Origin of the sequence: Brevundimonas sp. UBA4553 (genome assembly GCF_002387245.1) — a bacterium.
Classification (GTDB): Bacteria; Pseudomonadota; Alphaproteobacteria; order Caulobacterales; family Caulobacteraceae; genus Brevundimonas.
Genome location: NZ_DGLD01000021.1, coordinates 1 through 17,501, shown reverse-complemented (window position 1 = coordinate 17,501; position 17,501 = coordinate 1). Strand labels below are relative to the sequence as shown.

Genomic DNA, 17,501 nt, shown 5'->3' with positions numbered 1-17,501 from the left:
CTCAGTCCTCGCTCGGCGCGTACATGGCCTCGATCTCAGCGCCGGTCAGGCGCGGACGGTCGCCGGCGAAGTCATAGTTGGCGGGCTTGGAGTCGATGTAGATCTCGTCCTCGAAAGCAAACGCGCCGGGGTCGTCGAAGGCCTGGACCGAGACCATGGTCATGCCGCCCGCCTTCAGGCGCCAGAACAGACCCGCGCCGCAGGTAGAGCAGAATTGACGCTCGGCCCATTCCGACGAGGCATAGGTGGCGACGGGGCCGGAGACCTCGAGGCTGTCGCCGCAGTTGACGCTCAGCGAGACCCCGCCCGAAATCCGGCGACAGCTCTCGCAGTGGCAGGCATGCATGCCGCCCTGCGGCGTGGCGGTGAAGGTCACCGCTCCACACAGGCACCGGCCCGCCAGACGCGCGTCCTCCTTGGCCTCGACCATCGTCAGCTCTCCGTTCAGACCCTAGCCGCGGTCGCGGGGACCGCCACGCCCGCCCGAAGGCTTGCCGCCAAAGGGTTTGCCGCCGCCGGGACGCGAGCCGCCCGGCTTGCCGCCGAACCCGCCGGGCTTGCCGCCCGAACGCGGCGCGCCGTCGCGCGGCTTGAAATCGCGCTGGGGACGATCGCTCGAGCCGCCCTCACGCGGCTTGAAGTCCCGCTTGGGCCGGTCGCTGAAACCACCCTCGCGCGGTTTGAAATCACGCTGCGGCCGATCGCCGCCGGAGCGGGCGCCGTCGCGGGGCTGGAAGTCGCGCTTGGGTCGGTCGCCGAAACCGCCCTTGGCGCCGTCGCGTGGAGCGCGACGGTCATCAATCAGTTGCGGTTCCGACCGGTTGAACGGCCGACGCGGACGGTCGGACCACTCGCCGCCCTGGGCGGCTTCCGGCCGGGCGCGCGGCTTGAAGGTCTTGGTGTGCTCGAACCTTGGCGTCGCCTTGGCCCAGCCTTCCTTCTTGGCGGGCCGTTCTCGGCGGTCGACGGCGTCAGCCTGCGCCGCCGTGGCCGCGCGAACGCGGCTGGGCTTGCGCGACGGATCCGACAGGGCCGAACCCGACTTGCCCGTCACGATCGGCGACGAGGTGCGGCGACCCGGAACCGGCGCCGGCGTCGAGACCGCGTTGCCGGTCGGCATGTTCTCGGGACGGATATGATCGGCCAGCATCTCGCGGATCACGCGCGGGCCGATTTCCTCGACCGCCCCGATCGGCAGGGTGCCCAACTGGAACGGACCATAGGCCAGACGGATCAGCCGGTTCACGGTCAGGCCGACCGACTCCAGGACCTTGCGGACCTCGCGGTTCTTGCCCTCGGTGATCGAGACGCTGATCCAGAGGTTGGCCGAGCTGCGCTCGCCGTCCTCTTTTTCCTTGGCCTTGTCGATGGTCGCTTCCATCGGGCCGTAGTGGACGCCGTCGACGGTGCAGCCCGTCTTCAGCTTGTCCAACTCGGCCTGGGTGATGCGGCCACGGGCGCGGGCCCGATAGTGACGCACCAGGGCCGAGTCCGGCATCTCCAGCGCCCGGCTCAGTTCGCCGTCGTTGGTCAGCAGCAGCAGGCCCTCGGTGTTCAGGTCAAGGCGACCGACCGAGATCACGCGCGGCAGGCCGCTGGGCAGAGCGTCAAACACGGTCGGGCGGCCCGCCGGGTCGTTGTGGCTGGTGATCAGACCGGCCGGCTTGTGATAGCGCCAGACGCGCGTCGCCTGGGCGGCGCCCATCGGCTTGCCGTTGACGGTGATCACGTCGTCGCGCGTCACCAGGGTCGCCGGCGTGTCCAGGATGCGGCCGTTGACCGCCACCTTGCCCAGACCAATCAGACGCTCGACCTCGCGACGCGAGGCGATGCCCGCGCGCGCCATGGCCTTGGCGATTCGCTCGCTGCGAAGCGGCGCCGCCGGTTCCTTGGCCGCGTTCGGGCCGCCCTTGCCGGCGCCCTTCACAAAGGGCCTGTCACCGCGATCGTCCTTGCGGTCGGCGCGCGGCGGGCCTTTTCGGTCACCGAAGCCACCCTTGTCAGGGCGCGCGTCGGCGAATTTACGGGGACCGCGCGGGCCGTCGTCTTGACGGGAGCGGGGCTTCTTGTCGTTGTCTTTGGGATGGCGATCCATGATGAGCGGTTCATGAGCATGGCGCTCGACTTGGCGCAAGCGGCGGCGCAAGCTGGCGAAGTGCCCGTCGGCGCGATAATTGTCGACGAAAACACCGGCGAAGTGCTTGGCCGTGGGCAAAACGGCCCCATAACAGCCCATGATCCGACCGCTCATGCCGAGATCGTGGCTTTGCGCGATGCCGCGTCAAAGTTGCAGAATTATCGCCTTACCGACCTGACCCTCTATGTCACGCTGGAACCCTGCGCCATGTGCGCGGGCGCCATCAGCCACGCCCGCATCGGCCGGGTGGTCTGGGGCGCGGACGATCCCAAGGGCGGCGCGGTCATCCACGGCGGGCGGTTCTTCGACCAGCCGACCTGCCACTGGCGGCCCGCGACCGAGGGCGGCGTCATGGCCGAACCGGCCGCCGAAACCCTGCGCGCCTTCTTCCGGGCGCGACGCGGAACGCGCGCCGCCATCGGGCGTTGACTTCCAAGCTTGACCTTGGAGGCGCTCCGCTTGTCGCACCTGATCCTTCGCGCCGCTCCGGCCCTCCTGATTGTCGCCCTGCTGTCGGGCTGTGGCCAGGAGCCGCGCAAGGCGCCGACCGACGGCGACGAGGTGCGAGAACGCGCAATCGAGGCCCAGACCGCGCGCCGTCGCACCGGGGCTGAAGTGCAGGACCGGGCGCTCAACCGGGTCATCCGCACCGTCTATCTCTGCAACAACAGCGAACGCCTGTCGGTCGACTTCGACAATCCGCGGCAGATGGCGACCGTGCGCAACTCTTCGGGCGAAGCGGTCGACCTGTTCCAGGAACGCGCCGCAGACGGCATCTGGTATCGCGCCAGCGGCTACGAGCTGCGCGGCAAGGGCGTTCAGGCCACCTGGACCGCCGACGGCCGCGAGCCGACCGAATGTCGGGCGGTGGACTAACCGAACCTCGCCAGCCGGTCATCCAGGCGACGCCGGACCTCGGGCCAGTCATCGTCAAGCACCACGAACTGAGCCGTATCCCGTATCCGTCCGGTCCAGGTGATCTTGTGCTTGCGCAACACCCCCTCGTCCCTGACCCCCAGCTTGCGGATGGCGGCGGCGCTGGCGGCGTTCAGGGCGTCGGTGATGATCTCGACCCGCACCGCCCCCGCGTCGAACGCATGGCCCAGCAACAGGCGCTTGCACGCCGGATTGACCGGCCCGCCGCGCGCTTCCGGGCGATAGAAGGTGGAGCCCACCTCGCAACGCCGATGCTCGGGCCTGATTTCATACAGGCTGGTCGTGCCGACCACCGCCGCATCGCTTAACCGCCGCACGGCGTAGGCGATGCGCGAGCCGGCGCTCATCGCCTTCAGCGCTGCAGCCCACCAGCTGTCGAAATGTTCGCCATAGGCCGCACTGACCATGCCGTTCCAGGCCTCGGGATCGCAGTCCAGCGCCGCCCTCACTTCGTCTTCCAGCCCCGCATTGAACGACTCCAGCCGAACGAAACGGTCTTCCAGAACGACGGGGCTCAGCTTCACGCCGCCGCACCTTCCTCGATCAGGAAGGCCCGCACCGCGTCCGCATCCACGTTCTTGTCCGTAAACGCGTCGCCGATGGCCCGAGCCAGGATCAGCGTCAGCCGCCCGCCCTCGGCCTTCTTGTCTCCGGCCATCCGCCCGATCAGGGCCGCGGCGCGGAAGCCCTGATCCACGTCGGCCAGCCGCGTCGGCAAGCCCGCCGCCCGGATCCCGGCCTCGGCCTTTTCGACGTCCGCCGCCGGACACAGCCCCTGTCGGGCCGAGAACCGAAACGCCATGGCGCAACCCAGGGCCACCGCCTCGCCATGGGTCAGGGCGTCGCCAAAGCCCAACTCAGCCTCCAGGGCGTGCCCGAAGGTGTGGCCCAGGTTCAGCAGGGCGCGCCGCCCCGCCTCCTTCTCATCCTCACCGACGATCTCGGCCTTGATCTCGACCGAACGGATCACCGCCCGTTCCAGCGCGTCGGGATCGCCCTCGGCGCCCGCAGCCCCCTCCCCGCCCAACCAGTCGAAGAAGGCCGCGTCGCAAATCAGCCCGTGCTTCAGCACCTCGGCCCAGCCCGAGCGCACCTGACGCACCGGCAGGGTGGCCAGGGCCTCGATATCGGCCAGCACCAGTCGCGGCTGATGGAAGGCGCCGATCAGGTTCTTGCCGCGCGGCGTGTCGATGGCCGTCTTGCCGCCGACCGAGGAATCCACCTGGGCCAGCAGGGTCGTCGGGACCTGCACGAAGTCGATTCCGCGCATGAACAGCGCCGCCGCCAGCCCGGCCAGATCGCCCACGACCCCGCCGCCCAGGGCCACGACAAGACTCCTGCGGTCCAGCCCTTCGGCCAACAAGCCGTCCAGCACGGCTTCAAGCTGTTCGAACGATTTGGACGCCTCGCCCGCCGGAACCGTGACGATCCCGGTCGCCAGGCCAGCGCCGTGCAACGATGCGCGCACGGTCTCGCCGTGGATCGCCGCCACCGTCTCGTCGCTGACGATAAAGGCCCGTGTCGGCTTCAGGGCGGCGACGCGACCCCCCGCTTCTTTCAGTAAGCCGCGCCCGACCACGACCTCATAAGCGGCGAAACCCTCGCCGCCGACCCGGATCGTCGTCATCGCTTGCTCTCCTCGCGGGCGTGGCGCCGCAGTTCCTTGTAGATCGCCTCGACCGCCTGACCGTGCGAGCCGCCGCCGACATCCACGGTCACGTCCGCCTCGGCGTAGATGGGATAGCGGGCCTCGGCCAACTGGCTCAGGGCCTCCAGCGGATCGCGGCCGCGCAACAGGGGCCGGGTGTCGCGGCGCTGCACCCGTTCGGCGATCACCTTCAGGTCGGCGCGCATCCAGACGCTGACCGAATGCTTCTTCATCAGCGCGCGCGTCTCGGGGTTCATCATGGCCCCGCCGCCGGTCGCCAGCACGATGGGCGGGCCTTCCAGCAGGCGGCGCATGATTCGCGCTTCGCCCGCCCGGAACTCGGCCTCGCCCCGGCTGGCGAAGATTTCGCTGACGCTCATGCCGGCGGCCGCCTCGATCTCGTGGTCGCCGTCGTGGAAGGGCAGACCCAGCCGTTGCGCCAGTCGGCGCCCCACCGTCGATTTTCCCACGCCCATCAGCCCCACCAGGGTTATGGTGCGGTCGGGCGTCAAGGACGGCGACAGGGGCGAGGAATCGGGCGAGGCGTCGGCAGGCATGGTTCCACTATTCTCTACACGACCCGGCCGTTCGCTCCACACCTGTGTTGAGCGCGCCGCATGACGCCCCAGATCGAGGCCTTTCTGGAAATGATGGCGGTCGAGCGCGACGCCTCGCCCCACACCCTGTCCGCCTATGGCCGCGACCTGACCGACGCCGAGGTCTGGCTGGGCGATGCGGGCGGACTGATGGGGGCCGACGAAAGCGCGCTGGAGGCCTGGTTCGCCGACCTGTCCCGACGCGGCCTGTCGGCGGCCACGGCGGCGCGGCGGCGTTCTTCCGTGCGCCAGTTCTACCGCTTCGCCCTGGGCGAAGGCTGGCGAGCCGACGACCCGTCCCGCCGCATCGACGCCCCCAAACAGGGCCGCAACCTGCCCAAAACCCTCAGCCGCGCAGAGATCGAGGCCCTGCTGGTTGCCGCCGGCGCCGCCGACAGCGCGGCGGGCCTTCGGCTCGTGGCCTTGGTCGAGATGGCTTATGCCTCCGGCTTGCGCGTGTCGGAGCTGCTCGGACTCAGGGTCGAGGCCGTGCGCCGCGATCCCGCCTATCTCATCGTGCGCGGCAAGGGCGGCAAGGAAAGGCTTGCGCCGCTCAACGCCGCCGCCCGCCAGGCGATCAAGGCCTGGCTCGACGCCCGCGACGCCGCGCGCAAGCCGAACACGCCCGACAGCGCCTGGCTCTTTCCGTCGCATGGCAAGACCGGCCACCTGACGCCCCGCCGCTTCGCCCAGTTGCTGGATCAGGCGGCGCTGGCGGCCAACATCGACCCGGCCCGCGTCAGCCCCCACGTCCTGCGCCACGCCTTCGCCACCCACCTGCTGGAAGGCGGCGCCGACCTGCGCGTGGTCCAGACCCTGCTGGGCCACGCCGACATCTCGACCACCCAGATCTACACCCACGTCGCCACCGACCGCCTGGCCCAGGTCGTCCATTCCAGGCACCCCTTGGCGAAGGACGACTGAACCCGGCTTGCCCCGCAGCGTTCACCGCTCTAGTTTCCGCCGCTTTCCGTAGCGCCAACCGCGCTTCTCCTCACGGACGCCTTATGGCCACGCACTACCTCGAATTCGAAAAGCCCATCGCCGAGCTGGAAGCCAAGATCGCGGAGCTGTCGCATCTGGCCCCGACCAGCGGCTCGTTCGAGACCGAGATCGCCGCCCTGCGCAAGAAGGCCGACGCCCTGCGGGTGAAGACCTACGCCAATCTTGATCCGTGGATGCGCACCCAGGTCGCGCGCCACCCGCAACGCCCCCACCTCGTCGACTACCTCGACAGTCTGTTCACCGATTTCGTGGAACTGCACGGCGACCGTCAGTTCGGCGACGATCAGGCGATCATCGGCGGTCTGGCCCGCTTCCGCGGCCAGCCGGTCGTGGTCATGGGCCACGAAAAGGGTCATGACACCCAGACTCGCATCACCCACAACTTCGGCATGGCCCGCCCCGAGGGCTATCGCAAGGCCGTCCGCCTGATGGACATGGCCGAGCAGTTCGGCCTGCCGGTCCTGACCTTCGTCGACACCGCCGGCGCCTATCCAGGCCTGGGCGCCGAGGAGCGCGGTCAGGCTGAGGCGATCGCCCGCTCGACCGAGCGCGGCCTGACCCTGGGCGTCCCCTCCATCGCCACGGTGACGGGCGAAGGCGGTTCGGGCGGGGCCATCGCCATCGCCGCCGCCAGCCGCGTGCTGATGCTGGAGCACTCCATCTATTCGGTCATCTCGCCCGAGGGCGCAGCCGGCATCCTGTGGCGCGACGGCGCCCGCGCCAGGGACGCGGCCATGGCCATGAAGATCACGGCCCCTGATCTGATGGCGATGAAGATCGTCGACCGCGTCATTCCCGAACCCCTTGGCGGCGCCCACACCGCCCGCGAGACGGCCATTCAATCGGTCGGCGACGTGCTGGAAGATGAACTGAAGACGCTGTCCACGCTGTCGGCGGATCAAATCCGCAAGGCCCGCGCCGATCGCTTCTACGCCATCGGTCGTCTGGGCTGATCCCGCACGTTGCACGACGGCCCTGCGCCGTCGAAGCTGGCCCCATGCGATTCGCTTTCTCGTCTTTTCTGCGCGTCAGGGGCCCATCATGCGCGGCATGAACGGGGTCGGCGAGTCGCTACGCGAAAGCGCGGTGTTCAACTTCAACGGCGCGGTGACCATGGTCATCGACGACTCGCCGTTCGCGCTGGAACTGACCGCCCAAGCCGTGCTCGGCTTCGGGATCAAGGTGCGTCACGCCTGCAGCAGCGCCGCCGAGGCCATCTCCGTGCTGCGGGACCATCCCGTCGATCTGATCCTGGTCGACTGCGAGATGCCGGGCATGAGCGGTTATGAGTTCGTGCGGTGGCTGCGTCGTTCAGGGCTGGAGCCCAACGCCTTCGCCCCTGTCATCATGACCGCCGCCCACGTCCGTCGCTCCAAGGTGTCCGAAGCGCGCGACTGCGGCGCCAACTTCCTGATCACCAAGCCGTTCAGCGCTGGCGTCCTGCTGGAACGCATCGTCTGGGTCGCCCGCGACGCCCGCCCCTTCCTCGAGGTCGGCGACTATTTCGGCCCTGACCGGCGCTTTCGTTCGGAACCCTGGGAGGGTCTGGAGCGTCGTTCAGAGGAAATCCGCAAGGCTGAATTCGAAGCCCAACGTAAAGCGTCGATCGAACTATGACCGTCATCACGCACAACCGCCGTCGCTCGCGCCTGTCGACCCTGATCGACCAGCCAGGCGGCGTCAGCGCCGGCGCCGCCCTGGCCCAGGCCAAAGCCAATCTGGCGGAAATGGCCGAACGCAGCCGCGCGGTGATCGAGGAACAGGTCGCGGCCCTCGCGGCGCTGCGGCCCGCCGCGACGCTGGACGAAGCCTCACGCCTTCTGGATCAGGCCTACGATCACTCCAGCGCGGTCATCGACGCCGCCGGTCCCTTCGACCTCAAGGACCTGTGCGCGGCGGCAGCCAATCTGTGCGACCTGATCGACGCCGCGCCCGAGGACAGGCCCTTCGACTGGCGCATCGTCACGGTCCACGCCCAGGCCCTGCGCCTGCTGCTGACCCTGCCGGCCGACGCCGTCGAGGCCCGCACCCAGGTCCTGGCCAGCCTCAAGGACGTGCTGAAAGCCAAGGCGCCCGGCGCGGCTCAGTCGGACTGAGCCAGGCTCTTCGCGCCCCGCGTCTGCTTGCGCCACAGGCTGGCGTATTCGCCGCCCTGACGCGCCACCAGCTCATGATGCGCCCCGCGCTCGACGATCCGCCCAGCCTTCAGCACCAGAATCTGCTCGGCGTCGGCCACCGTTGAGAGACGGTGCGCCACCACCAAGGTCGTGCGCCCCGCCCTCGCCTTCCGCAGCGTCTTCTGGATCGCCGCTTCGGTGCGGCTGTCCAGGGCGCTGGTCGCCTCGTCCAGGATCAGGACGCAGGGGTCGGCCAGCAGCGCGCGGGCGATGCCCACCCGCTGACGCTCACCGCCTGACAGCTTCAAGCCCCGCTCGCCGACCCGCGTCTCCATGCCCTCGGGCAGGTTGCGGATGAAGTCGGCCAGTTCCGCCGCCTCGGCCGCAGCCCAGATGGCCGCATCATCGGCGTCGGGTCGGGCAAAGGCGATGTTGGCGCGGATGCTGTCGTTGAACAGGGCCACGTCCTGCGGCACCAGAGCCACTGCGGCCCGCAGCGAGGCCTGCGTCACCGATCGCGCATCCCGGCCGTCGATCAGCACACGCCCTTCCTGCGGATCGAGCAGACGCAGGGCCAGCTTGACGATGGTGGACTTGCCCGCCCCCGACGGCCCGACCAGAGCCGTGGTCGTCCCCGCCGGAGTGACGAAGCTGACGTCGTCCAGACCCGCCGCCCGGGCGTCATGACGGAAGCCGACCCGATCAAACACGATCTCGGCCCCGCAACCGCCGACGGGCCGCGCCAGGTCCGTGGCGTCAGGTGCGTCGGCGACCTGCGGCGCCTGGCGCGTCACCTTCAGCATCTCTTCCATGTCTATGAAGGACTGACGGATTTCACGATAGGCGAAGCCCAGAATGTTCAGCGGCGCATACAGCGAAATCATGATCAGCACCGCCGCCGTGACGTCGCCTGGCCCCATCCTTCCCGCCGCCGCCTCGAACCCGGCCATGACGGCCATGATCCCCAGGCCGATGTTCATGATCAGACCCTGGATCAGGTTCAACGTCGCCAGCGAAGTGTTGGCCTTCAGCGCCGCATCCACATAGGTCGACAGCGAACGGTCATAGGCCTCGGCCGCACGGCCCTCGGCCCCGAATGACTTGACCGTCTCGTAGTTCAGCAGGGCGTCGACCGACAGGCCCGCCGCCTCGCTGTCGGCGGCGTTCATGGCGCGCCGGTGCTCCAGCCGCCAGTTGGCCATGGCGAAGGTCGCCACCGCATAGACGGCCACCACGCCGATCGCCACCGCGCCGAAACGCCAGTCGTACTTGCCGCTCAGCACCGCCGCCGCCAGCACCAGCTCGACCACGGTCGGGCCGAGGTTGAACACCAGAATGCGCAACAGGAAGTCGACGGCCCGCGAGCCCCGATCCATGGTCCGCGACAGGGCGCCGGAGCGCTTGGTCTGGTGGAAGTCCAGCGACAGGCTCAGGGCGTGCGCAAACGTCTCGGCCGCCGTCCTGCGCTGCGCCGCGGCCCGCACCGGCGCGAACACCACATCCGACAGCTGCGGCGTCGCCGCCGAGAGGAAACGCACCAGGGCCCAGCCCACGGCGAAGGCGGCGAAGCCCCAGCCCACGGCCGCCGCTGCGCCCTGCCCGGCCGCCAGGTGGTTGACCGCCGCGCCCAGAATCAGCGGGGCCGCCACGCCCAGCCCCTTGCCCGTCAGCGTCAGGCCGATGGCCCCGGCGACCCGCCAGGGCAGTTGCGGCGCGCCCGAGCGGCCGACCACGCGCAACAGATCGCCCAGCGCCTGCCAGGTCGGCGGCGCCTCCTGCTTCGCAGGCTCCTGCCCCGCCGCCATGGCCTTGACCGTGGAGTCGCCCCGCCGGCCCGATCGTTCACCGCGCATCGTCATGCTCCAGCATATGGGCGGCGCCGCGCCGGAGCGAAACCGGCACTCAGTTCAGGCTCGCAATCGCTTCCAGAAGTTCGTCCACCGCGCCCTCGGTCGTCGCCCACGAGCAGACGAAGCGCACAGAGCCGTCGTCGAACTGGTAGCAGGCCCACCCCATGGCGTTCAGGCGCTGATGGGCTTCAGCCGGCATCCGCACGAAAACCGCATTGGACTCGACCGGATGCGCCAGCACGAAGGGCGATCCCTCCTCGATCCCGTCGGCCAGACGCTGGGCCATCAGATTGGCGTGGGCCGCTCCCGTCTCCCAGGCGCCGGATTCGAGCAGCCCCAGAATGGGCGCCGCCAGAAAGCGTGTCTTGGACGCCGTCTGCCCGGCCTGCTTCAACCGATTGTCGATGCGCCGCGTCAGGCTCTTGTCGAATATGACCAGGGCTTCTGCGCAGTTGGCGCCCGCCTTGGCTCCGCCGAACACCAGCACGTCAACGCCCAGACGCGGTATGTCCTTCAGGTCAAATCCCGCTGCGGCGGCGTTGGCCAGTCGCGCTCCGTCCATATGGACGCCCAGACCCGCGCGTTTCGCGGGTTCGATCAGGTGACGCAGTTCTTCTTCCGAATAGACGGCGCCATATTCCGTCGCCTGCGTCACGCTCAGGGCGGCCGGCGGCTGACGATGACCGACAACCGGCTCATCCAGTGCCGCGTGCAGGGCCAGGGTGTCGATCTTGCCCGAATAGCCCGGCAGACCGATCAGGCCGACGCCCTGCCCGAAAAAGCCCGGCGCGCCGGTCTCGTCGGTGCAGATGTGGGCCGCATGGTGCGTCAGCACCGCCTCATACGGCTGGGCCAGCATGGACACGGCGATGGCGTTCGCCGCCGTGCCACTGAATACGAAACGCACCTCGGCGTCCGCATCCAGGCGCTGACGGATCATATCCGCAGCCCTCGCCGTGGTCTCGTCAGCGCCATAGGCTCGGGCAAACCCGCCATTGGCCGCGACCAGGGCGTTCAGGGCGTCCGGCGCCATGCCGGCGGTGTTGTCCGATCCGAAGTCGTAGCGCACGCGTCACTCTTCCTGTTGTGCCGGCGCCATGACGACGCGGGCGAATTTGGCGTCCTTGGCCGGGACCTCGACCTGATGCGGGAAAGGTATCTCGATTCCGGCGGCGTCCAGCGCTTCCTTGCCGCCCTGCATCAGGTCGGCCTGCGACTGCCACCAGTCATCGACCTTGACCCAGGCGTGCAGCGTGATCTGCACCGAACTGTCCAGAAGTCCCGTCACGCCGGTCCACGGCGCGGGATCCTTCAACACCTTGGCGTGGGCGACGGCGACGCCCGCCAGAAGATCGCAAGCGTCCTTCAGATTTTCGCCGTAGCCGACCGTGAACTTGATCTCGATCCGGCGGGTCCGTTGCCCGGTCAGGTTGATGATGACGTCGCTCAGGACCTTGGAGTTGGGAATGACGATCTTGTGGTTGTTGGCGTTCGACAGCTGGGTCGTGAACAGGTCCAGCTTCTGCACCGTGCCCGAAGCACCGCCCACGTCGATCACCTCGCCCACGCGATAGGGCCGCAGCATCAGCAGCATGACGCCCGCCGCGACGTTCGACAGCGTCCCTTGCAGAGCCAGACCGACCGCCAGAGAAGCCGCGCCCAGCACCGCGATGATCGAGGTCGTCTGCACGCCCAGCCGTTGCAACACGGCGATCAGGCCGATGATGATGACGACCACGCGAACGACCTGGGCGGCGAAGCTGAGCACCGTCTGGTCATGGCGGAAGGCCCTCAGCCGCCCCAGCACCCGCCGCGTCACCCCCGAGGCCCAGCGGGCGACGAACAGGGTGACGACGAAGATCAGCGTCGCGATCGTCAGATTGATCGCCAGATCGCCGGCCATGTCGGCCAGCTTGGCGAGAATGGCGGCATCGACCGTCAGCCGCTTTTCACCGGCGGCGACCGTCTGCGTCAGGGTTTCGGGCAGGAAAGACATGACCTTGGGTCTAGCGTCTGCCCCCGCGAATGGAAGCCCGGCGGTCAGGGTTTCTTCGACGGCCGGCGTCCTGACGCGACAGATTCAGGCGCTTTCGACGCCCCAGGCGATCAGGCGGCCTGCGCCGCCTCCACCGTCGTGGCCTGATGCAGGGCGATACGCCCGCCCGGCACCTGGGCCATCAACCCGGCCAGGCTGCGGAAATCGATCGGCTTGTTCAAATAGGCGTCAGCGCCGGCCGTCAGCCCGGCCTCGTGATCCTCGCTCCGCGCCGACGCCGACAGGACGACGATGGGCGTATCGACATTGACGCCCGCGCCCTCGCGGATCATCCGCGTGGCCGTCAGCCCGTCCATGACGGGCATGTTCACGTCCATGATGATCAGGTCGAACCTCTGGTTCTTCGCCAGATCGACCGCCAGCTGGCCATTCTCGGCCGTGCTGGTCCGGTGCCCGGCGGAGCCCATCCACGCTTCCAGGATCATGCGGTTGACCGGGTGATCCTCGACCACGAGCACGTCCAGATGATCGCCGCCCTCGACGTCGGCGTCGATTTCCGTGGCGGCCTCGGCGTGGTTCCATTCCACCACCTCGCCCTCGATCGACAGGGTGAAGGTCGAGCCTTCGCCGAGGCTTGAGGTCACCGTGATGTCGCCGCCCATGATATGGGCCATGCGCCGCGCAATGGTCAGGCCCAGCCCCGTTCCGCCGAACTTGCGCGTCGAGGAGTTGTCGACCTGGGTGAAGGGCTGGAACAGACGCTCCAGATCCTCGCGTGAAATGCCCGAGCCGCTGTCTGTGACCGAGAACTCGAATCCGACCCGACGATCCGAGATCCGGCGGCCGCGAACCTTGTAGCGAATTTCGCCCTTGTCCGTGAACTTGACCGCATTCGAAAGCAGGTTCTGCACCACCTGGCACACACGCAGCGGATCGCCCCGCACCACGGCCGGCATCTCGCCCTCGAAGGTCGAGACCAGCGTCAGCCCCTTGGCCTCGGCCTGGGCCTCGAACGGGCCGGTGATGCGACGATGCAGGTCATCGACGTGAATATCCACCACGTCGAAGCTCATCTTGCCGGCCTCGATCTTGGTCATGTCCAGGATGTCGTTCAGCAGGCTCAGCAGGTTGTCGCCTGAATTGCGGATGATCGACAGATACTCGCGCTGCGTGCCTTCCAGCCGGGTCGCGCTCAGCAGTTGGGCCGCCCCCAGAACGCCGTTCATCGGCGTTCGCAGTTCGTGCGAGATCACCCCCAGGAAGCTGGACTTGGCCTCGTTGGCGGCATCCGCCTTGTCGCGCGCGGCTTCCAGTTCCTCGATCAGGTGCGCCTGGTGCTCCTGAAACACCCGGATGCGCTCCTCGCGCAGCATGGTCATGGTGACCAGGACAAACAGGCTGGCTGCGGTGAACGGCACCAGAGCGACAAACGGCCAGAACAGGGGGCCGCCCGCCAGGCTGATGGCGATGATCGCCGCGGCGAGGCCGTACGGCGACGAAATCATGATGGCCTGACGCGGCGAGCTGCGCAGTTGGGCGAAGACCAGCACATAGCCCGACACCAGCAGGGCTATGGCCAGCTCATGACCAAATGCCGAAGGCGAGAACCAGGCCATAAGCGGCGCGACCGCCCAGACCGCCGTGGTGACGGTGGCCACGGCGGGAAAGACCATGCCCCAGCCCCCGCCGGCGCGCTGGCTGACACGCTTTTCAACCTCGCCGCGCAGGGCGCCGGCGGCCAGGGTCGCGACAAACCACGTCAGCCCCGGGACCAAACCCACGGTCACGACCACGCCGATGGCCCAGCTGACGATGATCAGATAGCGCAGGTAATGAGTCTGCAGGATCGCGGTCAGCGCCTGCGCGGCCTCGCCCGGCGCCTGGCCGTCTAAGCCCTTGATCCCGTCACCCACCATTCGCACGCCCCCGCCCTTGCAAATAAGTCTGGGAGCGGACGCTAGGTTGAAGGTTCTAAGACGAAGTGAATACGTTGGTTTACGTAGCGTAACCGTAACTCAGCCGCGGTTCGCTTCGCCGCTGGTCAGGGCGCGTACGGCCAGGGCGTGCACCGGACCAGCCAGTTCCTCGCGCAGCACCGCATTGATCGCCCGCTGTCGCGCAACCCGGCTCTGCCCCTCGAAGGCGTCGGCCACGATGGTCAGCTGGAAATGGCTTTCGCCGCCGTCCTTCGCATCCATGCCGCCCTCGTGGTGGTGCCCCGCGTGCTTCCAGCTGTCGTCCTCCAGCTCGATCCGCTCGGGCTTGAAGGCCGCCGTCAGTTTTTCGCGGATAAGTGCGGCAATGGGGCCGTCTGGCATCGGTCGTTCCTTGAAGCTGTCCAAATCAAGCTTACACTCGGGGCGATGTCCGCGTCATTTGAATACAAGCCTCGCTTCACCGACATCCGCGTGAAGCCGCCCAAGCCCGATGAGGAGAAGGCCGAGGCCGACGTCCTGCACCGGAAGAAGGGCGAGAAGTCGTGCGAGTGGCCGGACTGCACCCGTCCCGCGACGGCGAAGGCGCCCAAGTCGCGCGAGCAGCTCGCCGACTTCTACGAGTTCTGTCAGGCCCATGCCGGTCAGTACAACAAGGGCTGGAACTTCTACGCCGGCATGAGCGAGGGTCAGATCCGCGCCGCCCAGGAAAACGAGGCCATGACCGGCGGCCGTCCCACCTGGGAGATGAAGGCCGGCAAGAACACCCGCGAAGCCGCCGCCTTCGCCGCCAAGATGGGCACGGCCAACAATCAGGGCGCGGGATCATGGCGTGACAGCTTCGGCCTGTTCGGTCGTCGCACCCAGGAGCAGACCGGCCCCGTCGGCGCCGAGGCTCACCGCATCGGCAAGATCGAACTCGCGGCCCTGACCGATCTGGGTCTGAAGCCGGGCGCGGACAAGGCTGCGATCAAGGCCCGCTATCACGAGATGCTCAAACGCTTCCACCCCGACACCAACGGCGGCGACCGCGGCGCAGAGGCCAAGCTTCAGAGCGTCATCAAGGCCTGGAAAGTCTTGAAGAAGGCCGGCCACGCCTGAGGCTTCTCAGCAGGCCGCCCGGCTTGGGCGGGCCGTCGATGCGCGTCATGCTTTCGCCCGCTCCGTCCCAGATTTCCGCAAAGGCGCTGTCGGCGTCGTCCAGCATCATGCGTCTTGTTTCGCTGATGGCTTCCGGCCAACTGTCCGCATCCAGAGCGAACATATGAGGTGTTCCCTCAGACGCGTCATAGACATAGCAGAAGTACTGCACGTTCGTATGCATGGCCCTCTTCCCCGACGGAAGTTATGGACAAATTATTAACACGGACTTGTGGATTACACGAATCACAGAACCGTTGTTTCTGAAGCATCCGGCTCCCATATCCGACGTCTTCGAACCTCAAAGGAGTCGCCCCATGGAAGTCTTGTACCGCGCCCACGCCACGGCCTCGGGAGGCGGCCGCGACGAGGGCCGCTCCGCCACCGACGACGGCAAGATCGACGTCCGCCTGTCCGTCCCGACGGAAATGGGCGGCAAGGGCGGCGACGGCACCAACCCCGAGCAGCTTTTCGCCACCGGCTACGCCGCCTGCTATCTCGGCGCCCTGCGCCTGGTTTCGGGCAAGGCTGGAACCCCGGTCGGACCCGACACCAAGGTTAAGGCCGGCGTAGGATTCGGCAAGAACACGCGCGGCGAGGGCTTCAACCTCGACGTCTCGCTGACGATCACCGACCATGGCCTTGATCAGGCGGTGATCGACGACCTGATCCACAAGGCGCATCAGGTCTGCCCCTACTCCAACGCAACGCGCGGCAACGTCGACGTGGCGCTTTCCGCGGAATAAGCGACACAACCGCCCTCGCGCGTGTTGACCGCGCGCGCGAGGGGGCTAGATGGGGAGCCATGACCTCTCCCCTCGACGCCTCGCCCGATCCCCTGGTCACGCTGGAGCCGCACCGCAAGGTGACGGTCAGGGAGGCGTTCGGCGTGGATTCCGACATGGTCGTGCCTGCCTTCGACACCCGCGACAGCCATGTGCCTGAGATCGACGACAGCTATCGCTTCGATCCGCAGACGACCCTGGCCATCTGCGCCGGCTTCGCCTTCGACCGCCGCGTCATGGTTCAGGGCTACCACGGCACCGGCAAGTCGACCCACATCGAACAGGTCGCCGCCCGCCTGAACTGGCCCCTGGTCCGCGTGAACCTGGACAGCCACATCAGCCGCATTGATCTGGTCGGCAAGGACGCCATCGTCCTCAAGGACGGCAAGCAGATCACCGAGTTCCGCGAGGGCATCCTGCCCTGGTCGCTGCAACGCCCGGTCGCCCTGGTCTTCGACGAATACGACGCGGGCCGTCCCGACGTCATGTTCGTGATCCAGCGCGTGTTGGAGGCCCAGGGCCGCCTGACCCTGCTGGACCAGAACCGCGTCATCCGCCCGAACCGCTGGTTCCGCCTGTTCTCGACCACCAACACCATCGGCCTGGGCGACACCTCGGGCCTCTATCACGGCACCCAGCAGATCAACCAGGGTCAAATGGATCGCTGGAACATCGTGACGACGCTCAACTACCTCGACCACGACGTCGAGGCCGAGATCGTCGCCGCCAAGATCCCCGAGTGGCACGACGCCGAGGGCAAGCGCCGGATCGCCGCCATGGTCCGCGTCGCCGACATGACCCGCAACGCCTTCATGAACGGCGACATCTCCACCGTCATGTCGCCCCGCACGGTCATCACCTGGGCCCAGAACGCCATCATCTTCGGCGGCGACCTGGCCCTCAGCTTCCGCCTGACCTTCCTGAACAAGTGCGACGAGCTGGAACGCCCCACCATCGCCGAGTTCTACCAGCGCGCCTTCGGCGAGGACCTGCCGGAAGCCGCCACGCGCGTGAAGATCGGCTAAAACCTCCCTTCTCCCCTTGTGGGAGAAGGTGGCCCGTCAGGGGCGGATGAGGGGTCTCGCTGCGCCTTGAAGCCATGGCTGCCCCCTCATCCGCCCCTGCGTCCCCCAAAACCCGCTCACCCCGGCGGACGCCGGGGTCCAGTCCTTTGGCTGCAAGCCCCACGCATGAAGCTCTCACTGGGTCCCGGCCTTCGCCGGGATGAGCGGTGAAAGGGCGCAGCCTTCACATCCAGCCCGTCCAATCCCTGAAAATCAGCGGGATTGCGCCGCGCCATCTCCCATTTCCTCGCCGCACCCTCGACATCCCCCATGCTTCCCCTGTCCCGTCGCAA

20 protein-coding genes are annotated in these 17,501 nt (G+C 67.9%); 9 read left to right on the top strand and 11 right to left on the bottom strand.

The features are described from left to right. Position 1 precedes the first annotated feature (1 nt). Both B4A39_RS15170 and B4A39_RS15165 read right to left on the bottom strand, forming a co-directional pair. Positions 2 to 430, bottom strand: a complete 429-nt coding sequence (locus B4A39_RS15170; protein WP_292037413.1) for a GFA family protein — start codon at positions 428 to 430, stop codon at positions 2 to 4. A gap of 21 nt (positions 431 to 451) precedes the next feature. Beyond that, positions 452 to 2,095, bottom strand: coding sequence for a pseudouridine synthase (locus tag B4A39_RS15165; protein ID WP_292037412.1), 1,644 nt, complete (start codon positions 2,093 to 2,095; stop codon positions 452 to 454). 12 nt (positions 2,096 to 2,107) lie between these two features. Between B4A39_RS15165 and tadA the strand changes: the two genes are divergently transcribed. Beyond that, positions 2,108 to 2,566, top strand: coding sequence for a tRNA adenosine(34) deaminase TadA (gene tadA / locus B4A39_RS15160; RefSeq protein ID WP_292037411.1), 459 nt, complete (start codon positions 2,108 to 2,110; stop codon positions 2,564 to 2,566). A gap of 30 nt (positions 2,567 to 2,596) precedes the next feature. Then, complete coding sequence (locus B4A39_RS15155) at positions 2,597 to 3,013, top strand: MliC family protein (RefSeq protein WP_292037410.1); 417 nt, start codon at positions 2,597 to 2,599, stop codon at positions 3,011 to 3,013. On the opposite strand, the gene B4A39_RS15150 is transcribed toward B4A39_RS15155, so the two are convergent. From B4A39_RS15150 to B4A39_RS15140, 3 genes are read right to left on the bottom strand one after another with little or no spacing between them, the layout of a single operon-like run. Next, entirely contained in the window at positions 3,010 to 3,597 is a 588-nt protein-coding gene (locus B4A39_RS15150) for a GNAT family N-acetyltransferase (RefSeq protein ID WP_292037409.1), read from the bottom strand. The two genes, B4A39_RS15155 and B4A39_RS15150, sit on opposite strands and share 4 nt — an antisense overlap. Next, on the bottom strand, positions 3,594 to 4,700 hold the full coding sequence (gene aroB, locus B4A39_RS15145) for a 3-dehydroquinate synthase (protein WP_292037408.1): 1,107 nt from the start codon (positions 4,698 to 4,700) through the stop codon (positions 3,594 to 3,596). The genes B4A39_RS15150 and aroB overlap by 4 nt, the downstream gene beginning before the upstream one ends. Beyond that, positions 4,697 to 5,278: a shikimate kinase gene (locus tag B4A39_RS15140; RefSeq protein WP_292037407.1), complete on the bottom strand. Its 582-nt coding sequence runs from the start codon at positions 5,276 to 5,278 to the stop codon at positions 4,697 to 4,699. The genes aroB and B4A39_RS15140 overlap by 4 nt, the downstream gene beginning before the upstream one ends. Before the next feature lie 60 nt (positions 5,279 to 5,338). On the opposite strand from B4A39_RS15140, the gene B4A39_RS15135 reads away from it, so the two are divergent. From B4A39_RS15135 to B4A39_RS15120, 4 genes are all read left to right on the top strand, one after another. After that, positions 5,339 to 6,241 carry a site-specific tyrosine recombinase XerD gene (locus tag B4A39_RS15135; RefSeq protein WP_292037406.1) on the top strand — a complete coding sequence of 301 codons (903 nt, stop codon included), beginning with the start codon at positions 5,339 to 5,341 and terminating at the stop codon, positions 6,239 to 6,241. Between the two features lie 83 nt (positions 6,242 to 6,324). Further along, complete coding sequence (locus B4A39_RS15130) at positions 6,325 to 7,275, top strand: acetyl-CoA carboxylase carboxyltransferase subunit alpha (protein WP_292037404.1); 951 nt, start codon at positions 6,325 to 6,327, stop codon at positions 7,273 to 7,275. 88 nt (positions 7,276 to 7,363) lie between these two features. Beyond that, the gene (locus B4A39_RS15125) at positions 7,364 to 7,939 is read left to right on the top strand and encodes a response regulator (RefSeq protein ID WP_292037403.1); all 576 of its coding nucleotides are present in this window, start codon (positions 7,364 to 7,366) and stop codon (positions 7,937 to 7,939) included. Continuing rightward, complete coding sequence (locus B4A39_RS15120; protein WP_292037402.1) at positions 7,936 to 8,418, top strand: chemotaxis protein CheE; 483 nt, start codon at positions 7,936 to 7,938, stop codon at positions 8,416 to 8,418. Before B4A39_RS15125 ends, B4A39_RS15120 begins: the two co-directional genes overlap by 4 nt. On the opposite strand, the gene B4A39_RS15115 is transcribed toward B4A39_RS15120, so the two are convergent. From B4A39_RS15115 to B4A39_RS15095, 5 genes are all read right to left on the bottom strand, one after another. Next, positions 8,406 to 10,292 carry an ABCB family ABC transporter ATP-binding protein/permease gene (locus tag B4A39_RS15115; protein WP_409449557.1) on the bottom strand — a complete coding sequence of 629 codons (1,887 nt, stop codon included), beginning with the start codon at positions 10,290 to 10,292 and terminating at the stop codon, positions 8,406 to 8,408. The two genes, B4A39_RS15120 and B4A39_RS15115, sit on opposite strands and share 13 nt — an antisense overlap. A gap of 49 nt (positions 10,293 to 10,341) precedes the next feature. Continuing rightward, positions 10,342 to 11,358 (bottom strand): threonine aldolase family protein, encoded by a 1,017-nt coding sequence (locus B4A39_RS15110; protein WP_292037401.1) that lies wholly within the window; start codon positions 11,356 to 11,358, stop codon positions 10,342 to 10,344. Between the two features lie 3 nt (positions 11,359 to 11,361). Continuing rightward, complete coding sequence (locus tag B4A39_RS15105) at positions 11,362 to 12,285, bottom strand: mechanosensitive ion channel family protein (protein ID WP_292037400.1); 924 nt, start codon at positions 12,283 to 12,285, stop codon at positions 11,362 to 11,364. Positions 12,286 to 12,395: 110 nt separating this feature from the next. Then, entirely contained in the window at positions 12,396 to 14,201 is a 1,806-nt protein-coding gene (locus tag B4A39_RS15100) for an ATP-binding protein (protein WP_292037565.1), read from the bottom strand. 99 nt (positions 14,202 to 14,300) lie between these two features. Continuing rightward, positions 14,301 to 14,603, bottom strand: coding sequence for a BolA family protein (locus B4A39_RS15095; RefSeq protein ID WP_292037398.1), 303 nt, complete (start codon positions 14,601 to 14,603; stop codon positions 14,301 to 14,303). Between the two features lie 45 nt (positions 14,604 to 14,648). Here B4A39_RS15095 and B4A39_RS15090 point away from each other — a divergent pair, with 45 nt between their 5' ends. After that, positions 14,649 to 15,320: a J domain-containing protein gene (locus B4A39_RS15090; RefSeq protein WP_292037397.1), complete on the top strand. Its 672-nt coding sequence runs from the start codon at positions 14,649 to 14,651 to the stop codon at positions 15,318 to 15,320. Here B4A39_RS15090 and B4A39_RS15085 read toward each other — a convergent pair. Next, positions 15,280 to 15,543 (bottom strand): hypothetical protein, encoded by a 264-nt coding sequence (locus B4A39_RS15085; protein ID WP_292037396.1) that lies wholly within the window; start codon positions 15,541 to 15,543, stop codon positions 15,280 to 15,282. The two genes, B4A39_RS15090 and B4A39_RS15085, sit on opposite strands and share 41 nt — an antisense overlap. 133 nt (positions 15,544 to 15,676) lie before the next feature. Between B4A39_RS15085 and B4A39_RS15080 the strand changes: the two genes are divergently transcribed. Continuing rightward, positions 15,677 to 16,105, top strand: a complete 429-nt coding sequence (locus B4A39_RS15080; protein WP_292037395.1) for an organic hydroperoxide resistance protein — start codon at positions 15,677 to 15,679, stop codon at positions 16,103 to 16,105. Positions 16,106 to 16,164: 59 nt separating this feature from the next. After that, on the top strand, positions 16,165 to 17,169 hold the full coding sequence (gene cobS / locus B4A39_RS15075; protein ID WP_292037394.1) for a cobaltochelatase subunit CobS: 1,005 nt from the start codon (positions 16,165 to 16,167) through the stop codon (positions 17,167 to 17,169). The last annotated feature ends 332 nt before the right edge of the window (positions 17,170 to 17,501 follow it).

What these genes read in the sequence shown, in the direction of transcription:
- aroB (WP_292037408.1), bottom strand. Translation starts at nt 4,700, where the DNA reads ATGACGACGATCCGGGTCGGCGGCGAGGGTTTCGCCGCTTATGAGGTC.
- B4A39_RS15080 (WP_292037395.1), top strand. Translation starts at nt 15,677, where the DNA reads ATGGAAGTCTTGTACCGCGCCCACGCCACGGCCTCGGGAGGCGGCCGC.
- B4A39_RS15095 (WP_292037398.1), bottom strand. Translation starts at nt 14,603, where the DNA reads ATGCCAGACGGCCCCATTGCCGCACTTATCCGCGAAAAACTGACGGCG.
- B4A39_RS15165 (WP_292037412.1), bottom strand. Translation starts at nt 2,095, where the DNA reads ATGGATCGCCATCCCAAAGACAACGACAAGAAGCCCCGCTCCCGTCAA.
- B4A39_RS15090 (WP_292037397.1), top strand. Translation starts at nt 14,649, where the DNA reads ATGTCCGCGTCATTTGAATACAAGCCTCGCTTCACCGACATCCGCGTG.
- B4A39_RS15125 (WP_292037403.1), top strand. Translation starts at nt 7,364, where the DNA reads ATGCGCGGCATGAACGGGGTCGGCGAGTCGCTACGCGAAAGCGCGGTG.
- B4A39_RS15115 (WP_409449557.1), bottom strand. Translation starts at nt 10,292, where the DNA reads ATGCGCGGTGAACGATCGGGCCGGCGGGGCGACTCCACGGTCAAGGCC.
- B4A39_RS15170 (WP_292037413.1), bottom strand. Translation starts at nt 430, where the DNA reads ATGGTCGAGGCCAAGGAGGACGCGCGTCTGGCGGGCCGGTGCCTGTGT.
- B4A39_RS15085 (WP_292037396.1), bottom strand. Translation starts at nt 15,543, where the DNA reads ATGCATACGAACGTGCAGTACTTCTGCTATGTCTATGACGCGTCTGAG.
- tadA (WP_292037411.1), top strand. Translation starts at nt 2,108, where the DNA reads ATGAGCATGGCGCTCGACTTGGCGCAAGCGGCGGCGCAAGCTGGCGAA.
- B4A39_RS15120 (WP_292037402.1), top strand. Translation starts at nt 7,936, where the DNA reads ATGACCGTCATCACGCACAACCGCCGTCGCTCGCGCCTGTCGACCCTG.
- B4A39_RS15130 (WP_292037404.1), top strand. Translation starts at nt 6,325, where the DNA reads ATGGCCACGCACTACCTCGAATTCGAAAAGCCCATCGCCGAGCTGGAA.
- B4A39_RS15135 (WP_292037406.1), top strand. Translation starts at nt 5,339, where the DNA reads ATGACGCCCCAGATCGAGGCCTTTCTGGAAATGATGGCGGTCGAGCGC.
- B4A39_RS15105 (WP_292037400.1), bottom strand. Translation starts at nt 12,285, where the DNA reads ATGTCTTTCCTGCCCGAAACCCTGACGCAGACGGTCGCCGCCGGTGAA.
- cobS (WP_292037394.1), top strand. Translation starts at nt 16,165, where the DNA reads ATGACCTCTCCCCTCGACGCCTCGCCCGATCCCCTGGTCACGCTGGAG.
- B4A39_RS15100 (WP_292037565.1), bottom strand. Translation starts at nt 14,201, where the DNA reads ATGGTGGGTGACGGGATCAAGGGCTTAGACGGCCAGGCGCCGGGCGAG.
- B4A39_RS15140 (WP_292037407.1), bottom strand. Translation starts at nt 5,278, where the DNA reads ATGCCTGCCGACGCCTCGCCCGATTCCTCGCCCCTGTCGCCGTCCTTG.